The organism is Bacillus cereus group sp. MYBKT111-2, assembly GCF_051915205.1.
Taxonomy (GTDB): domain Bacteria; phylum Bacillota; class Bacilli; order Bacillales; family Bacillaceae_G; genus Bacillus_A; species Bacillus_A paranthracis.
Window position 1 is genome coordinate 272,936 of sequence record NZ_JBQAEG010000005.1, and the last position, 15,897, is coordinate 288,832.

A 15,897-nucleotide genomic window follows, 5' to 3' on the forward strand; every position below is an offset into this window, starting at 1 on the left:
ATTTAGTTGCTACTCTTTTCCTTCTACCGTGATAAAATCAAAATTTCATTAGATTTAAATAGATAAAATCAAAAAAGTATCAAGCACATATGGCCCCTCGATACATAAACAATAACTAAAATGTTATGAAAAATTTATGCAATGATTCAAAGAATGACTTTAGATGTTCAGTTATATTTGTATCTGTAAATTCATGTCCACCAAAACGGAAAATAAGATAATTTTTCAACATAAATTCCCTATCACTTTTTACTTGGTGAGCATATAATTCTGGTGAAGCAACATATATACCTTGATTATTTTTTTGACTATAATGTTCTTTACCATCTATTTCAATAATAGCCATTTTATAGTGAGGGGCAAACATAACAAAGTCTGCTTTTTGTCTATGTAGTATTTCTCCACCCTTTTGTTGTCTACTCTTTTTATTAAATGGGTCATATTTGATTGTGACCTGTGGTAGAAGAGCTGGGAGATTTAAGTTAGTTTTAGTATATTTCAAATATGTCTTGAACATGAGTTTTTCTGGAGTACTTTGACATTCCTTATAAAGTCTTACAATTAATTCTTCCTTCGTCCCTCCAATTTTTTGCTCCCACCAATCAAATAAATCTTTCCAACTTAACCCTTTACTTTTTACAAAGTCACCCTCCATTACTAAACAATCATCCTTGTGTTTAACGATTTCAATTTCATTATGAAGAAAATCAATTATTTGAAAATCAGTGTCCCACTTCTTAGATGCGAAGATTATCCAATTACCTAGTTTTCTTCTTGAAAAATCCAGATTATATGATGTAATTTTTTCATCAAACTTTTTATCATTTACCTTTTGTGAAAACCAACTTATTAATTCCAAGAATCTTGTTTTTAAGTCTTCAGGATTATATTTGCCGATAATTCTTTTCACAAATATTTCAAGATTATCAAACTTTATTATATCGTTCGCAAACTCATCACGAGATATGAAGCCTATATTACATAGGTCATCAACCCAACCTTCATCAATAAGTTGCTTTTTTTGAGTATATCCTTTTTCTTGCAAAAACGTAATAATCAAAGACCTTACTTCCATAAAATAATCTATATTTTCTTCTCTATACACTAGTTTTTCCAACTTAGGACTTACCTTGGGAAATTCTGCACAAAACATGGTTTTACATATTTCTAATAAAGCCTCTTCACTATATCGTCCATCACTCTGAGCCCCTATAACATTTAATACATACTTTTCTTTTGAATCGTTAAATTGATGTTTAGTCATATAAGAAATATCAAGACCAAATTTTTTACATCTCTCCTCAATGTCATTATGAACTGAATTCTCAGCAATTTCCCTAGCTATAATATTTTTTATATCTGTCCACTTCAATCCACATTCCCCCTTGCATGTATATATCATGATGTTTTTTATCTAATTCATGATATTTATACTTCACTTTCAACTTTAGTATTATTGAAATAAATTTGGTAATACTTGAATTCCTCTTAGAGCAATTTCAATTTCTCCAAGTGCTATTTGCATTTCATCTCTATCTTCAGACATTCTTTCTTTAGGATGAATACCATTTACTTTGTCTATTGTAGACCTTTAATCACTTAATAAATCATGCTTATCAAGTTCATATATGTTATATAAAATAGTATCAATTACTTCTATGTTATATGATACTTTTCCTTCTTCCACTACACTGCTCCTTTAGTTTAATTACATTACAATCAATATCGCTTATTCTAGCAAACAATAAAAGACGGGTTTTATTAATTGTTATGTAACCAATGTGGTGAACTCCAACACCATGTCCAATCAACTTCTCCAATATATGAAAAAGAAGAGCTTCAATTAAGAGACCCTCATTCTTCTGATACTCCGATTCCTCCTCCTTTAAATTTGTTTCTATCAGTCTTGTAATGAAATTCGGCAAGCGGAACAGCCCATTTAGCAGTGTTCTCTTTATGAATCCATCTTGTACAATAATTCTTTGTAGTTGAATTATTGATTTGAAAGTATATAAAGTATAAAACTCCCTCTTCAAACAACGCTTTAAGATATTCTACAACTGACTTTCTGTTTATCCCAGTATTCTTTACAATTGTATCAATAGCAATGAATGACACTGGAACATTCTTATTATTGCCTGTACTATCGTAAAACATGTTACCAATTACATTAAGATACGTTGCAAACACCTTGGGTTTATAATCACTTTTCATCGCAACTATTTTTTGAATATCTTTGTTAAACACTTTGGCAAATCCCCATTCTTCATCCTTTCCTGTTGGCTTAATAAAGTAATTATTAGCAGGTTTTAAATCGTTCACTACATTGTTCATTCCTATATCTTCATAAATCTCGATATGTCCCATCTCTTGCAATCTGAGTAAGGATTCTTTTGTTCTTGATTTTGTTGAACTTTGTTCCGTACTCATACCAATGAATCTCATCATATGAGTAACTCCAGTATGAGCTGCCCCTTGAAAGTTGTTTGCCAATGATTTAATGATTGCTAAATGATAAACATCTAATTCCCCATTTTTGCCTAGATTCTTGGCTTCCATTAATGATTTAGAAATCTTGATAAATGATTCTAACCTTTCTAATTTTGTTGTCGATATTGTTTCAGTATTCACTTTATATCTTCCTTTCGATTATATTTTATTGTTTCTACTTAAATATATTAATAATTTAAGGGGAGAAGGGCGCAATTTGGCGCCCCTCACCTTTATTTATATCTATTATATTGTCTTCTATCTAGTAATCTTCTATCTATTCCCCTTCCAATGTTGCCTAAATACTCTATAAAACACTAGTGTTTTTAGATGTTGGGGGATACCTATTTTTCAGGTGCATTTTATTATCATCACACCTGGATTTCGAGTGTACTTTACTCATACACAGATTAACTACACCTATATTTTAGATGCCTTTTTTAAAAAAGTAAGCGAGACGTAATATGTAAAGTTAATCGACTTTAATCTCACTTCAGTAAACTGATTAGTGGGGCATTCACTAAAGGTATCACCCCTATATAATTATATTATTTGCTTATGTTAAATTCTTCTTAGGCGTAACTATTTGTTTCCCTCGTTTCTTACTACAATATTTACTAAGGTTTCTCTTTTCATCTCTGAGTGCTTCATCAATTCTTTCATAAGATACTTCTCCACGCCACTTATTAAATAGGTATTCTCGTACTTCCGAAAAAGTTACTTCACGATTCACTTCATGAACATATTTGCCTATCATCTTTTGAATAGGACTTATTTCACAACGTGGATTCTCTCTCACATTGTATTCAGGAATCCACTCTTGAATGAATTTTGTCTCCTCTTCCTTTAAAGAATTCCCATCTATGAATTTAAACGCTACCTCAACATCATTAGGGTTAGATTCAATTAGTTGCATCAGCTTAGAATTACGGTGTTGTGCACTATCTTCTTTAAGATATCCATCCTCAAACCTGTGCCATAGATTATTACTAATCCCCACATATTTCAATTTCTTATTCACATGATAGCAATACAATCCACTCGCTTTTTCTAACACCTGACGATTTTTCTTAATCTCTGTAAATCTAATCATAAAAGCTTTCTTATTTGTTTTTTCTTTCATTGCATATAGGAGTAGCGAATAATCTAATCTCTCTCTCACTCTCTCTATATTATTTATTCCTTACTACCCAACCCTCTCTTTCTGTATTTGATTTGTTATATAAGATAAGTGTAACAAATCAAGAATTTGCACTTTTATGGCTTGATTGGTTAATAAAAAGCTGACGTTTCTTAATGTAAAATCAGAAATGTCATGTCAAGTATTTTTTTAAAAAAATTTATCACTCGAATTACAGTCGTACAAACACTATTATTACTAAGCGGAAAGTAGTAAACTGTTTCTTAGATTGTTGAAAGTAAGTAGTGTAGTTGGTCAGTAAATTATTTGTCTAAGAAGCTTTCACTAATAGATGAAAATACGTCTCGTATCGGAAATATTTGAGGAGGTGTATTATGTGGATTAGGGCGCTAACCCGGCACGATTTTTTTAGTATGGTTAATGTATTTATAATGCATCAATAGATTACTTAATTGAAACGAGGGACTATCTCAGCTAATCAGTAGAGGTATTTTCTCAACCCCTCTTAAATGTATACCCTTCTTGTTTAATGTTTCGATATATTTATTTCGAACCTCTTTCTCTTCTTCTACTGGCTTAGCAATCACTTTATCTTGGTGGGCCGCATACAATCCACATGTACTTCCAATTTTTCGTTACACCTTTAATTGGTTGAGTAAGAAATTTAATTTACGAGCTGTCATGTTCAAATCATGAGCAATCTCTGTAATGGTAAATGTATTTGTACTATCAAGTACATTGTCGTGATATTCAGCTTTTGGCTGAAGCACCGCAATCTTTTCGTTTTGCTTACGCACCGTTTCTAATGTTGATTTGAATAATGTCTTTGTCATTTCATCTGCATGAGCCAGATATGTGTTGACGAACATCTCATCGTTATTTAAGTAACCGCCAGTCTTGCGAATCATCGGCAACACTTCTGATGTGATCCATTTTTTGAATGCTTTCGCTTGTGGTTTGCGACTCTTTAGAACTAGCGAATACAATCCAGATTCGTTAATGACTGCAAATTCTTGGCTTCCTCCAAGGGTGTCCATAGTATGTACTCCCTTTTCGTCATCATCTAGCAAGGCTGTAGATGTCCTAGGGTTCTTAATATCTAGAATGTCGCATACATCTTTTGCTACAAACCAAGCTTCCTTCTCTATCGTGACCGTTCGAACTTCTCCGAACTCCTCATTATTAAATACTTGTAATTCGTTCATGTAGAAGCTCCTGTGTTTTCTGATAGAAGGTAGTACCTCATTTATAGCCTACTTCTTAAACGCTTTTGCTTGAGGATACGTCGATATGAAGACTATCCTGTAAAGACCATACTCGTTAATGTGTAACACTTTCTACCTTCTTCCAAGGGTATCATTTGAAATGACACCCTTTTCGTTACTGTCCAGTTTTGTAACTCCTCGGCAATACTTCTGAAGTTACCCATTTCTTAAATGCTCTTAGCTCTTAGCGCTTTGCAATTTACCTTCCAAGATTAAAGCATATAAACCAGACTCATTAATTAATGTAATCTCACAATTTTGAACTGCTACGTCTAATGTATGCTGCAGGTCAAATCTATTGAATCATTACCTATCCAAAGTTGGTTTCTTCTATACTTTGCACTTTCCATCATCAGTGAGTACAGACCACTCTCGTTAACGATAGGTATACCTTGATTTCTAACCCGTAGTATCTGTGAGTTTACTATTAGTAAACTCATCCTTTTCCAATCTAGAAAATGACTTTATAATCTCTCCAATCCCGTACTTTAAGCGGAATTGGTTACCGTCATTAATAGTGACATCAACTTTTTTGTTACCATCTAAACTAGTCAGTTCTTGTCTTTAATTAGTCCAACTCTGTCTTTTTAATCCCTATCACTAGTAGATAAAAGCAATCTCATTAATAATATCGTTGATTTCTTCCAAGGGTGCCGATTAAAACTACCCCCTTTATAGTATGAAGTTCCTCCCTAATCAAGTCATTTCCTATCTTGAGTTGTTTTCCACATCATCAGTTGCTAGGAATCACTCTCCTCTAACTTGCTTGTTCGTAACATCTCAACTATTCTTGACGACCTAAGTTCAACTTAGTCACCTCATCTGCATCTAATTTTTAATAGCAACAGTTGTAGTTTTGATTCCCAACACTTCACAGATATCTTTTGTTATAAACTAAAGTACTCTATTAGTAATCCACTTCTTAAATGTTTTTGTTTGTGGTTATTGGTTTGTCAGTATTTACGAGTAAATACCGCTTTCGTTAACAACTGCTACATTTTGGTTTCCTCTTTTTCCGTCGGTTAAAATGACACTATTCTTTTCATAGCTTTCCAGAATACTCGTAATTAATTTATTAAAATAAACATCCATCAAAATACACCAAGAATATTCTATGCAGTATGAACCAAGACACTTTGCCATATGTTTTTCTTCAAAGCAAAAAAGAGCCACTATATACAGTTGTTGAAAAATTGAATACCTATGTTTCAAAGCACATAATACAGTAAATAAAAAGAAGACAGATGCTCATCTTATAGGCATTTGTCTTCCTTTGTGAAAATAAGTGTTTGTCAATGTCTCTATTATTACCTTACTTCTAATTACAAACGTATAACTTTAAAAGAATGTGACTGCAAGTACTCCATCATCCCTGCAATGTCAATTTCATTAGCGATATGTAATTCACTCTGTAAATCCCGAGGCAGATACGGAGAATATTTTGATACAAAGAACTCTTGTTCAAGTGTAGCATCCATCAATTTTTCAGCAGTCCATTTCATTTCCTTAACTTGATTGATTACCTCATTAAAATCACAAAAAAACCCTTCAATAGTGATTCTTCCCACTCCATCCATTGATTTAACAGGCAGACCTAACGAACGAAGTGCCCAAACTAAGTTTCGAGAAATATTAGAACTTGTATAAGTTTCAAACACAATTTCCCCGCTACTATCCCAAATTACTCGCTCGTTTGGATGAATTTTATATGCATGATAAGGCTTTCTGACATCAGAAATCGTCTCATATGCATCTTCATTTACATAACTAAATTCATTATTGGCACATAAAATCTCCATCATTTTTTCGCCAATCCGTTTATGTATTTTAATCCCTCCGCCCGAATATCTAGGAGGTTTCCCGTTTACAGCCTTTTGTACATATATCTTGTTTTTATCAAAATCAACATCTTTAATAGTCCATAACTTACCTGCCAGTATAATATTATCTCCTACATTTACCACCATCATTTTATCTAGCATACCTATTTTTTTAATTCCTTCTAAAACAGTAAATTCTTCTGGGGTCAAAAATACAGCGTAAAAGTCTTTACTTCTAAGAATTCTCTCTCCTTCAATTCCAACAATTAGTTCATTTCTTCCTTTTATCCTTTCAAGATGCTCATGCTCAATCATATGAAGAATGATTTTTTCTGTTATATATTCCTCAATACTGTGAAATACATGGTTTGCTTTAATCTTGGCAATGAGGCTTTCTAACGTAATTCCATTGGTCTCTTGGCAAATGGAGATAATTTGATGAAACAAAATATCATACAGGGCTGAGTATCCTTTGGCTGGTTCAATCCATTTATCCAATATAAGTTCCATTACGGCTAGGGATTGAATTAAACTATCCGTTTCAGTAGAATACAGTTGAAGCATTTGATTGGCATCTTTTTTTCTACCAGAACGACCTAATCGTTGTTTTAAGGAGGATACCGTAAATGTGCTATCAATCTGAATGACTATATCTACATCACCAATATCAATTCCAAGTTCAAGTGAGCTTGTTGCAATTATGCTTTTCGGTATGTTTGATTCAATCATTTTTTTTTCAACATATTCCCGCTCTTTTTTATCAATTGATGAGTGATGAGCATAATAGGTTTCCCCCATGCCGTCTCTCTCAGCTAAACGATTTAGAAAAACAGTTGCTTCTTCTACCTCTCCCCTACTATTACAAAATATAATTGCTTTTTGGTTTTTCGTTAACTCTCTTATATCTTCAAACAATTCAACAGGTTTCTTGCGGTCCTCCTCTGTTTGAAAGTGCATTAGATAATAGAGAAGCTCCTTACTATTCCCCTTTACCTCAATAATTTCTACATTATCACTATCCTTATAATTCACCCACTGTTTAACTAAATTGAAATTATCTATTGTAGCTGACAGTCCAATGATTCTCGGTCTTTGTTCTGTGTATTGTTCTATACGAGACATTAGTGAACGTAGTTGAACTCCCCGCTCCGTATCTATAAATGAATGAATCTCATCAATTACAATGAATTCCAGTCCTTTGAACAAATGTCTGATATGTTCAGTACGATTAATAAATAAACTTTCAACCGATTCTGGCGTAATTTGCAAGATGCCCCCAGGGTTCTTAATAAATTTATTTTTTCGACTTTGACTAACATCTCCATGCCACTTGTGGATTGGAATATGGCTATGTTCACACAGCTTTTCAATACGTTCAAATTGATTATTGATAAGAGCTTTTAAGGGTGAGATATAAAGCACCTTCAACTGCGTCTCTGCCCCTTCTTCTATTAAAGAAAGAATAGGTAAAAAAGCTGCTTCTGTTTTACCAGAAGCAGTCCCAGATGAAACAATTACATCTTTTGTACTTTCCATAATGGCAGGAATAGTTTTGTTTTGAACAGGTGTGAACTTTTCCCATTTCATGTCCCAAATTTTTTTTTGCATGGTTTTAGAAAGCATTTGAAATGAACTACTCATTCCCTTTACCTACCCTTCCACTCTAGAAAATCGAGAACGAACATCTGTTAACGGCTTTTCTGCTTCCTTTTCACCGAATAATTCTGCTCGATTGAATCCCGGATTTTGATGAAGAATATTTAGGGCACTAATAAAGTTCTTAATGACATCACCAACAGTCAGATGTTCTTCCGCACCAGGTCTAGCGTACTCTTCCCGAATAAAATTCATGATTTCATTATCTGTTATATCACTCTCATACCCATAATGAACAGCATGTATATCCCTCGTTTTTTGCAATAATACAAACGTTTCATCATGCTTTAATGGTGTTAATCTAATTACAGGTTGTGATAAATCACGGTGCTCTATTGTTTCAAAACGATTTGGTTGAAGTCTCCGTTTCAATGCACCATAACTAAATAATCCCCGACGCTCATCCTCTAGAAACTCGGGTGTTCCACCAAGAGTAATATATAATCCTTCCACATTTCCTTGTAACGTGTCATTGTAAATTTTTAAAATAGTTTCATAGTTTTTATCTCTTGTTTGAGGATGTGTAATTTTGTATAAATTAATAGCCTCATCCAGATTAATAACTAGGCCAGCATAGCCAATTTGCTTTACAAATTGCGACAACACTTTAATATATTCGTAGTAATTGCCATCGGATATGATATCACGAACCCCTAAATCAGAACGAGCCTCTGTTTTTGTATTGTATTCACCTCGAAGCCACCGCAGGGCACAACGTTGAAGCTCGCTATTATCTTCAACGAATCCTTTGAAGTATAACGATAACACCCTAGCGAAATCGTAACCTCCCACTAATTCATCCATTTTTGAAACAACACTTGTAATTTTTTTTTCTACATCTTTGATGAAGCTTGGATTATCAAATTCAATAGAGCCATAACCGTTCTCTTTTACTACACTCATTTGAACCTCACTAATCCACTTATCTAAAATAGTTGGTAAAGCTCCGCCCTCTGGAACAGTGGAAGTAGCTAAATTCTTCATCAATTCGGTGTAAGTTGCTACTGCTTTTCCTTCACTTCCATATAACCTTCTTTCTGGTGTGAAATCTGCTTTCGCTACAACAAACTTTTCATTAAAAGCAATTTGTTGAATGAGCGCTTGAATAAAGCTTTTCCCACTTCCGAACGGTCCAATAAATATTTTCATGAAAGATGACCCTTTTTTTATATTATCTAAATCACTAAGGATTTGTTTCGCTTCATCAGAGCGCCCTACCATAATATATTGTAATCCCCGACTTGGAACAACCCCGCCTGCAAGAGAGTTTAAAATTGCCGAGGAGTCTCTTTTTTTAATATTCATGTACTTGTAACTCCTTTACCTTTTCCATAATATGCTCGTATTCTTCGTAAACAACAATTTCATCACCTTGATTTTCAAGAAAATTGTCACCTAAATATTCATTTGCTTTTTCGTTAAGTTCGTTTAGGAACATTCCAATCATGATACCTCTTTGCTTTAGAAACTGTATCGCTTCTTCATGTCGATATTGACCATTTTCAAATCGACTTAAAAACTCAATTTCAATATCCGTTAGGGATTCGATGAATTCATCTTCCCCCTCAACATCAATGTTTCCTCCTAGTGCCGACAATAAATTTGTCTCCAAACTAGATTCATCCTTCTCTGCAATTACCTGTACATCCAAATCACATTCCGTGTCCAACCGAACCGCTTCTTTCGTTTCAGATTCCATAACCCCTTTTATTGGCTCATCCTCTGTTTCATTTCTTGAATCGATTGTATTAATAAGTTCGTCTGTTTCATTTTGTAGTTGTATGATTTTCTCTACATTAAATTCTATTGTAGGTTTAGTCGATTCTACTTGTTTTTCAACCGTCTCCTGAGGAGGTAATGGTATCTCACCATCTTCCTCTTGATGTTCGGCATTTTGGACCACCTTGAATCTCTTATTAGTCTCTTTAGCTGCTCTAGAAAAATGCTCCATCATCATATTTTTAAACCCTTCCGGCAGAAATCCCTCTTCAACTTTTATCTCCCGCTTCTCACCATTCAAAATTCTCGCTACATTTTCAGATAGACGGAACAAAGCCGTTACTTCATTATATAGTTCTTCAGTTGGTCTTATTCGCTCCACACCAATATGAATTTCATTATAGCCACGTCCTACTACAGCAGAAGAAAATAAACGTCTAATTTCTCTTTCCTTTTTTGTTTGAAACCATCGGCTAATTAAATCGTTCCTTTCTTCTTTATATATTCGTTGAAGTAAAGGTATACTTTCTTTAAATATCTTGAATACTTTATTTTTATGTTCTTTATAAAAGACAGTTTCTCTATAGTTTCTAACATACGGCTTCCATGATGTAATCGATATTTTTGAAAGTTGGTCTGCTTTTTCTTTTAATTGGTTATATAACGGGGGAATATCCCCTCTTTCTACAGACCACTCTTCAGCTAATGCTTGTTCTCCCAACTCATATAACATGTCTGCTATCCACTGTTTTAAATAACGTTCTAATTTCGGAAGTCTTTCTACATAATTTTCATAAAGCCTCACCAACATACTGACATTAAATGACGCATTTGGGTTAAATGAATAGTTTAATAATTCATAGGTAAACAAAAACACATAACTTAAGTCAACCTCTATGTAATTCCCTTTTAATACTTGGTCCCTCCAGTAAAAATACCAGTCTCTTTGTTTTGAATTGAGCATATCAAATGTCGTCCAATACGCTTGCAATGGGACTTCCTGACATATCCCCCCACTCTCTCCTGCATATCTTAATGAATCCTGCACAAAACTTTCACGAGAATGAGAAAAAGTGACTTCGATAGAAATTCCATTTCTTGAATGAACCTCTCTCTTTGGATGTTTTATCCGTTCGATATCCGCCAAAATTTCTTTTGAGGTCTGCAGGTGCCTATATTTAGGGAGTACAATATCTTCTTCATTGTAAAATATTAAATTATTTCTAGCATTATCAATCACTGGTTTTATTGCTTGTGTCACCTCTTGTTCTATCACTTCTGATAAAGTTGGCGAAAGCTCTGTGTTACTACTTATATCTTGATTATCTTCTAGTTGTTTATGCCATTTTTTTATAAAAAACATATCAAACCACCCTAAGAAAACAGGGATATACGTCCAACAAAAAAGGAGATATAAAGTTCCTCTGATATATTTCTTGTAATAAAATGCATGCGCACCCAGTCCCCCTAGAAAGAAAGCTAACATATAACCGACTGATTTTGATTTATGCTTCACTTCTTCCCCTCCTTTTCTTTTTAATTATGAAATTTATGTTTATATCCTTATTATATAATGCTTAAGAGTTCAAAAGAAGAATAGAGAATTATTTTATCTTCTTTTAGATTTCATTAAAGACTTTTTATAACAAGCTCCCAATTTCAAAATTCATTCGTATCGAATATGAATTATACATAATATCGTGTGAATTAGGGGGCTATATATCCCTTCTTTAATAAGAGGGCTGTAAAATGTGAAAAATAGCCCCCACTACCCAAAAAAAGGAATGAGTTACCTCATTCCCTTTACCATTATACAGATAGTTAAGAACATAAATTTTGTGGTCACAAATGGTCACAGAATTTACAATAACCATTGCTTTTTTAATAGAATTCCATTTATACAAACCCGTGAAAATGCCTTTAAATCAACGTTTTTCCCGTAGCTCAGCAGGGAGAGCGCCACCTTGACAGGGTGGAGGTCGTGAGTTCGAGCCTCTCCGGGGTCATAAAAAGAGAAACCATATCAACCTTCTACGTGATATGGTTTCTCTTTTTATGTAAGTCAATCACTTCCCACCAAACATCTTCTCCAACGACTTCGTATTAGCAAATAATACTTCTTTCAAGTTATCATCTGCAACGATTTTATAGTCACCATCTTTGTCTTTCTTTAAGTTCAATGTAACTTTGCGAGTTGCCATTGCTGCATCTTTATCCGCTAAGTTTTTGACGATAGTTGATGTCATTGTTTTTTCGATTGCTTTTTCAGATTGTTCTTTGTCTTCACTAAATGCGCTAGCGAAAGCCATTGGCATAACTTCTCCCACTGCTTTTGTTACAGCAACGGATAGATCAGCAGATGTAATTTCCACTTGCACTTCTGCTTTGTCATCCTTTTTCGATACTTCTTCTAGCTTTTCAAATTTAAAGTTTTTTGTAATTGCACTTAGCATTGCTTTTGCCTCAGCATCATCTGTTTTTTCATTTAGTTTGTTAAATTCCTTGTCACTCTCAACAAATGTACGAGCCTTTTCTATATCACCTTTTTGTATCGCTGTTAAAAATTCTTCTGTCGTATCTTTCGGATTTGCACACCCTGCTAAAACACCTACTGTTAATCCTACTACCATCATTAACAGTAATAGTTTCTTTATCTTTTGCACGCTCATTCTCCTCTTATCTTTTCTAGTAAGTCAGCATTATACAATAGTATGAAACTGACATTACAAACATTTTTTAGTATAGCATTTATATGATTTATTTTCTATTTATCCCCAAAATATTAAGAGCCTTGCAGCTTTCCTACAAGGCCCCTCTTCTATCAATCCGTATCCGTAGCACAAATGAGCCACATTTTACACTCCTTACTATCTAACACCATCCAAGTAACATCCCACGCAACATCATAAAACCAATCTGTCCAAGGAGCATGACTTTCGAACACTATAATATCCTCATAACGATCTTGGAACATGCATTGACATACATCGCTCGCTAATTGCTTCGCCATTACCATTCTATCCGGAAAGCACTTATATGCTCCTCCTCTTATGATTTGAAATGCAATACTCCCATCAAGCATTACTGCGCTTCTATATTGAAATTGAAACTTATATTTTTCTGACGTATGTATTTTTAACTCTTCTAAGTTATGCATTATATCTAAAGAGTTGAAGATTCTTCTAAAGAAGTGATCGTATCCATCTTTCAAATGTGGTATTTCTTTGAAAAGATTTTCGTTATGTACTTTAAAACAGCTTATTATTGCGCCACCATTTAAGTTTTGTTCCTTAAACGTGTTTAAAATTTTCTCAATAGCTGATTCATTTGTTTCTATTTTTTCAAACGTTCCCTCTTTCCATCTCATAACGCTCACTACTCTCTATTAAAAATTTGTTTCTTCATTATAAATAGCAAAATAAAACCCAGCAACTTTAAGATTGCTGGGTTATCTCTTATTTATATTTGAAAAAACAATCACAATTGCCCCAAGCACATAATGCCCTACTACCATCCACATACTCCGATCAAAGATCATAAGCGACAACCAAAGTGATATATTAATAGCAGCAAATAATACATATAAAATGAAGTCTCTTTTTTGTAGCGCCCCTCTATTCATTACAATGTAAATCGCACCGATAGGAGGAAGGATAAAACAAAGGAAAAAGACAAACATTTTTCTTAACGACCATGGATATGAAGTTACTGTCTGCATAGGAATCTCCTTTTCACTTTATAGTACTTTTAACATTGGCCTCACAATTCTATATCCCTCACCATCAGGCTCCTTTATGATTAAAGGTGAGTGAGGACCTTTTTCTTCTTCTATCATTGTGAATACTTCTGTTTTTTCTTGTAGTGTGTTCGATTCACTGTTTTTAGTAGACTTTTTACTTATCTCAATTTTCTTTGTTACTTCGCCTAGCCTTTGCCCAACTTCTTCTGCTTTGGCAGGTTCATGCGTTACGTAGTATTCCTGTCCCTCCCATACTAACATAGGTGGCACTTGTTCTCGTTTGTTACATATTATATAAGTAGTACTAGCTACAAGTAATAGACATGTTAATAAAAAGAAGATAGTTTTTTTATTCATATACTATTCTCCCTATCTATCATTTTATTAAATTATATAATATCAATTATATGTAGTAAATAGATTTAGTAGGAATTTTCAGATTTTAAATTAGAAAGAAAAACCTTACTCAAGTAAGGTTACATTTTTACATTCTATAGTGACCGATTTATTAAAACGATCATTACGATAATCGCTATAAACATAACAACTAAACAGCCGATCATTTTATAAAAGCCTCTTTTCGTTAACGTCCCGCCTTGCACGTCTTTCCGAATAAATAAGAATACGGCTAAAAATAATACAAGCCCAATGCCAAAAGCATACATCATTTGCATCTGTTAATCTTCCTTTCTCTTTTCCATCTTAATATCTTTTGGCCAAAACAACAAATGAGATAAAGACGGTACTCATCGTGAGTGCCATAAGTATATTCAATAGTTCAGTAGCAGATAGTGTAAGTATTTTTAAGTTTAAGCCGATAGAGAAAAGAAGATAATATGCTGTTAACGCAAAAAAGGTCACGAACATCCCTTTATAACGAATGAGTTTCATACGTTCGTCTTTTTCTTTAAATTGTGGGTGTAAATAACTTAAGCAAAAACACATAATCATCATACCAAGTAATGGATAAGTTGCTTCTGGCGGTGCGGAATGCGTCATTATACCTGTTAATATCATAAATCCACTCATGAATAGAAAAATAATTCCCATAATAACGAAGTACTTTTGTGAATAGTTCATCTTTATTCCTCCCCTTCTTTTCCTTCATAAATAAATACATGTTCTATCGTTGTCTGAAATGTTTTCGCGATTTCAAATGCTAACGGAAGTGACGGATCGTATTTTCCCTTTTCAATTGAAATGATGGTTTGTCTGGAAACGCCAAGTTTCTCAGCCAATTTTTCTTGAGATAGTCCAAATTTTTTTCGGTATTCGACCATTTTATTTTCCAAGGAAATTTCTCCCTCCTTCCTTATAACGAGTATATACGTAAAGCAAACTTTACGCCAAGCTTCCTTTACATCTTTTGTTTATTTTTCGTTCTATTTATATAGAAGAAACTTTTTAATTTCAGCACGTCTATTTTGAAACAAAATACGGAACACTGTAACTAACAGTTACTATATCTCCTCCTCTCTTTTTTTAAAATTTAATATCTCCATATTTGTTTTATCCTTTTAAAATATTTCATTTATCCCTTTATTCGGCGAAATGTGTTATTGGTTTTACGGTGTTTTTCGTCATATTTATAGAAACTAACTGTTTATAAAGCATTTTTTATGTTTAGCAACTTTTTTTGTAGAAATCCTTCACTTTCCTTTCAATATTTAACACTATCTAAATAAAGTTTACGATAAATTCATAATTTTTTATTTTTTATACTATATTCCGTTATATTGTTGTATAATATCAATGAAAGCGCTTATTATTTCAATATACATAATTCGAACTTATTTTTATCGAAACATTCTAACTATTATACTTATATTTACATGCAACAATTTTAGTTATTTGTATAGGTATACCAAATATATCCACCCTATTTTTCTGTAAAATTACTTTATAACATGAAAGATTAACTTGGGTGATAAGTTATTGTGAATGTTTTTTTACAAAACAGATAAGTAATAGTGTTTGGTATTATGTAAATTATTGTAATAACATAAGAGTAAAGAAAAACATTTACATTGATTATTGGTTCATCAATTATTGAAAAGAGCAAAATGC

At 33.2% G+C, this 15,897-nt stretch carries 14 protein-coding genes; all 14 read right to left on the reverse strand.

The window, feature by feature from the left end; all coding sequences use genetic code 11:
• Positions 1-115 precede the first annotated feature (115 nt).
• Positions 116-1,372, reverse strand: coding sequence for a hypothetical protein (locus ACTFNE_RS16655; protein WP_270706156.1), 1,257 nt, complete (start codon positions 1,370-1,372; stop codon positions 116-118).
• 482 nt (positions 1,373-1,854) lie between these two features.
• On the reverse strand, positions 1,855-2,631 hold the full coding sequence (locus ACTFNE_RS16660; RefSeq protein WP_098130649.1) for a hypothetical protein: 777 nt from the start codon (positions 2,629-2,631) through the stop codon (positions 1,855-1,857).
• Positions 2,632-3,046: 415 nt separating this feature from the next.
• The gene (locus tag ACTFNE_RS16665) at positions 3,047-3,613 is read right to left on the reverse strand and encodes a hypothetical protein (RefSeq protein ID WP_270706158.1); all 567 of its coding nucleotides are present in this window, start codon (positions 3,611-3,613) and stop codon (positions 3,047-3,049) included.
• Positions 3,614-4,266: 653 nt separating this feature from the next.
• Positions 4,267-4,836 (reverse strand): BRO family protein, encoded by a 570-nt coding sequence (locus tag ACTFNE_RS16670; RefSeq protein WP_270706160.1) that lies wholly within the window; start codon positions 4,834-4,836, stop codon positions 4,267-4,269.
• Positions 4,837-6,218: 1,382 nt separating this feature from the next.
• A complete protein-coding gene (locus ACTFNE_RS16675) occupies positions 6,219-8,357 on the reverse strand; it encodes a DEAD/DEAH box helicase (RefSeq protein WP_270706162.1) in 2,139 nt (712 codons plus the stop codon).
• Between the two features lie 9 nt (positions 8,358-8,366).
• Complete coding sequence (locus ACTFNE_RS16680; RefSeq protein ID WP_098130654.1) at positions 8,367-9,677, reverse strand: ATP-binding protein; 1,311 nt, start codon at positions 9,675-9,677, stop codon at positions 8,367-8,369.
• Positions 9,667-11,607, reverse strand: a complete 1,941-nt coding sequence (locus tag ACTFNE_RS16685) for a TerB N-terminal domain-containing protein (protein ID WP_270706164.1) — start codon at positions 11,605-11,607, stop codon at positions 9,667-9,669. The genes ACTFNE_RS16680 and ACTFNE_RS16685 overlap by 11 nt, the downstream gene beginning before the upstream one ends.
• Positions 11,608-12,157: 550 nt before the next feature.
• On the reverse strand, positions 12,158-12,754 hold the full coding sequence (locus ACTFNE_RS16690) for a hypothetical protein (protein WP_270706166.1): 597 nt from the start codon (positions 12,752-12,754) through the stop codon (positions 12,158-12,160).
• Between the two features lie 158 nt (positions 12,755-12,912).
• Complete coding sequence (locus tag ACTFNE_RS16695; RefSeq protein ID WP_270706167.1) at positions 12,913-13,458, reverse strand: hypothetical protein; 546 nt, start codon at positions 13,456-13,458, stop codon at positions 12,913-12,915.
• A gap of 81 nt (positions 13,459-13,539) precedes the next feature.
• Positions 13,540-13,809 (reverse strand): hypothetical protein, encoded by a 270-nt coding sequence (locus ACTFNE_RS16700; RefSeq protein WP_001195382.1) that lies wholly within the window; start codon positions 13,807-13,809, stop codon positions 13,540-13,542.
• An 18-nt stretch (positions 13,810-13,827) separates the two neighbouring features.
• Positions 13,828-14,187 (reverse strand): hypothetical protein, encoded by a 360-nt coding sequence (locus ACTFNE_RS16705; RefSeq protein ID WP_046198551.1) that lies wholly within the window; start codon positions 14,185-14,187, stop codon positions 13,828-13,830.
• A gap of 134 nt (positions 14,188-14,321) precedes the next feature.
• Positions 14,322-14,504 (reverse strand): DUF3976 domain-containing protein, encoded by a 183-nt coding sequence (locus tag ACTFNE_RS16710; RefSeq protein WP_001178301.1) that lies wholly within the window; start codon positions 14,502-14,504, stop codon positions 14,322-14,324.
• A gap of 28 nt (positions 14,505-14,532) precedes the next feature.
• The gene (locus ACTFNE_RS16715) at positions 14,533-14,910 is read right to left on the reverse strand and encodes a permease (protein ID WP_098265442.1); all 378 of its coding nucleotides are present in this window, start codon (positions 14,908-14,910) and stop codon (positions 14,533-14,535) included.
• Positions 14,911-14,912: 2 nt separating this feature from the next.
• On the reverse strand, positions 14,913-15,122 hold the full coding sequence (locus ACTFNE_RS16720; protein WP_000428510.1) for a helix-turn-helix transcriptional regulator: 210 nt from the start codon (positions 15,120-15,122) through the stop codon (positions 14,913-14,915).
• Positions 15,123-15,897 lie beyond the last annotated feature (775 nt).